Origin of the sequence: Caryophanon latum (assembly GCF_001700325.1) — a bacterium.
Classification (GTDB): Bacteria; Bacillota; Bacilli; order Bacillales_A; family Planococcaceae; genus Caryophanon; species Caryophanon latum.
Genome location: NZ_MATO01000020.1, coordinates 1 through 1,556, shown reverse-complemented (window position 1 = coordinate 1,556; position 1,556 = coordinate 1). Strand labels below are relative to the sequence as shown.

The 1,556-nt window shown below is 40.9% G+C and carries 1 protein-coding gene; it reads left to right on the top strand.

Translation table 11 applies throughout. The features are described 5' to 3' along the window. Positions 1 to 96 precede the first annotated feature (96 nt). A protein-coding gene (locus A6K76_RS16485; protein WP_425393864.1) for an IS3 family transposase occupies positions 97 to 1,427 on the top strand; the annotation gives its coding sequence in 2 pieces (ribosomal slippage) (positions 97 to 481 and positions 481 to 1,427; 1,332 coding nt in all). Positions 1,428 to 1,556 lie beyond the last annotated feature (129 nt).

Below are 1,556 nucleotides of genomic sequence, written 5' to 3'. Positions count from 1 at the left end.
TAAAATGTACCCTATACGATAGACACTTTGAAAAAAGACTATCGTATAGGGTATTTTTCTTTATAATGAGAAAAAAGATGTTGGAGCGGATAAAAGATGACAAAAAGAATCTTTACTAAAAAAGAACAAGAACAGCTAAAATGCAATCCCTATGTTCAAGCGGTTAGCGAGAAGGCCATTACGTATACAGATGAATTTAAACGTCATTTCATCGCTGAAAATGACAAAGGAACATCACCAAGAGAAATCTTTGAAGAGGCGGGTCTACATGTCGACTTGATTGGTTTACAACGCATTAGCTCTGCTGGTAAACGTTGGCGTGCCGCGTATCGACAAACAGGTGTAGAGGGCTTACAAGATACACGCAAAACCAATTCAGGGCGTCCTTCAGAAAAAGAATTAAGTTTGGAGGAAAAGATCGCCCGTTTGGAAGCGAAGAACCAGCTACTACGTGCAGAGAATGAATTATTAAAAAAGCTCGATCTACTCGAAAGGCAGATGTTGAAAAAGAAATCACAATCGAAACGAAACGAAAATTTGAATTAATCGAACAAACACGACGAAAGTATAAGTTGAAGCGCATGGTGAGCTATTTATGCGAAGTAATGGGGGTCTCTCGTTCAGGATTCTATCATTATTTCAGCGAGGAATCGGTGAGAAATCGTTTCCTTCAAGACGAGTCAGATGAGGCAGTGCAAGCCATTATTTTAAAGGCATACCATTTCCGTAAGCGTAAAAAAGGCGCACGTCAAATTAAAATGACGCTTCAAAATCACTATGGCATTACCTACAACGTAAAGCGAATTCGCCGCATCATGAAGAAATACGGCATCATCTGTCCCATTCGCAAAGCCAATCCTTACCGTCGTATGGCGAAAGCAACGAAGGAACACCGAACGTGTGCGAATCAACTACAACGTCACTTTAAACAAGGTGTTGCAGGGAAAGTGTTATTAACAGACATCACGTATTTAACGTATCGAAACGGAAAACGTGCGTATTTATCAACGATTAAAGACGCTGAAACGAACGAAATCCTCGCGTATGAGGTATCCCCTTCTTTACATGTAGAGATTGCGTTGAACACGTTAAAGAAACTAAGCAAACATACGCATTTAACAGAAGATGCGTTTATCCATTCTGATCAAGGATTCCATTATACGAACCCGCAATTCCAAACGCTTGTGAAAAAGATGGGGTTAGGTCAGTCGATGTCACGCCGAGGAAACTGTTGGGACAACGCTCCCCAAGAATCATTCTTTGGGCATTTTAAAGATGAAACGAACATCAAAGATTGCGAAACATTCGAAGACGTAAAACGCGAAATCAAAAGTTATATGACGTATTACAATCATTATCGAGGGCAATGGAACTTAAAGAAGCTGCCGCCTGTAAAATACAGACAGCAGCTCCAACAAGTTGGCTAGCTCTTTTTCAAAATGTCCTTTACAAAGGGTACACTTTACTTCATTTCGAGGTGAGGGTGGATTTTTTTATGCGTTCGAAGCGGCGTCTGGATCGTCCATTAGTTGAACGGGTGGACGGCGGAATTCGAA